We start from the raw sequence: 1,209 nt of genomic DNA, 5'->3' as shown, positions 1-1,209 counted from the left end.
GTGTGGTGAAAGGAAAAGCTGGCTTTGGGTCTGGTGGTTTCAACACATCCCGAAAGGACAGACCCATGAGCCATGCCGAACCCGCAGACTATCCCGGACCGAATGCCACCGTCATCGCCGCCCAGAACGATGCCTTCCGCAGGTTTGCCTGTCTGGGCATCGCTCCAGATCAGGCGATCCAGGGCCGGCTGGTTGTAACCCAGTCCCTTATCGAGGCAGGCGATGGTTTCGTGACGGAAGCCGTGAAGGCCACCGGTGCGTTCGATACATTCGAGCCCGAAAACGATCCTGAAGGCTGGCACGATTTCGGGGCGGTGACGATCCGGGGTGAGACCGTGTTCTGGAAACTGGATCTCCATGAAGCTAGTTCCGATTTTCGCTATGGGGCGGAGACGCCCGGGAACCCCAAGACCACCATGCGTGTGCTGACCGTCATGATGGCGCGCGACTGGTAGGGCAGGCCGCACCCCAACCTCCATCACCGACAGGCCCGCTGACCCTCCGAAAGGGAAAGTGGGCCTCTTGTCCTGTTGGTTCCCGGATCCGGGGATCGGTCGCGCGAAGACCCGTGCGGCCCTCTCAATCACGTCGAGAAGGACATGTCATGACTCAGTCGTTCAAACCCACCACCGTCGCCATCGGCGATCTTGTCGCCCATCCCGCGAACGTACGGACCAATTCCCCCGAGACCTACGCCACCGAGAACATCGCGCATCTCAAGGCCAGCATCGCCGTATTGGGCCTCCTGCAATCGCTGCTCGTCCAGAAGATCGATGGCAAGTTCGGGGTGCTCGCCGGTGGCCGTCGTCACGCGGCCTTGCTGGAACTTGCTGCGGACAAGACCGCCAAGGGCTTCACCAACAGCACGAAGATCGATTGCCGTCTGGTCCCCGACGATTGTGATGTGACCACCGCGCTCTCGCTGGCGGAGAACATCACCCGGGCGCCAATGAATGCCATCGACGAGTTTGAGGCCTTCGCGCGGATGATGGAGGTCGATGGCCAGACGCCGGAAACCATCGCCAAGACCTTCGGTACCACGGTCGCCGCTGTCAAAGGCCGGTTGCGTTATGGGCTCATCCATCCCGACATCCGTGCCGCGGCCCGCGCCAAATCGATCACGCTCGACACGATGAAAGCCTTCGCCGATCACCCGAGCCAGGAGGTGCAAAGGGAGGTCTTCGAGGCGCTCACCAAGGAGGACAACTA

The 1,209-nt window shown here is 61.4% G+C and carries 2 protein-coding genes; both read left to right on the top strand.

The annotated features are described in order from the left end of the window. Nucleotides 1–65: 65 nt before the first annotated feature. Nucleotides 66–455 (top strand): DUF3768 domain-containing protein, encoded by a 390-nt coding sequence (locus A3764_RS17130; RefSeq protein WP_067951820.1) that lies wholly within the window; start codon nucleotides 66–68, stop codon nucleotides 453–455. A 149-nt stretch (nucleotides 456–604) separates the two neighbouring features. Beyond that, nucleotides 605–1,209 (top strand): ParB/RepB/Spo0J family partition protein (locus A3764_RS17125; protein ID WP_150122261.1); only part of this gene is annotated, 605 nt, incomplete at its 3' end.

The organism is Sulfitobacter sp. HI0129, from assembly GCF_001635395.1.
Lineage (GTDB): Bacteria > Pseudomonadota > Alphaproteobacteria > Rhodobacterales > Rhodobacteraceae > Sulfitobacter.
Note: the sequence above shows the minus strand (reverse complement) of the source record. Positions and strands in the feature narration are given on the sequence as shown.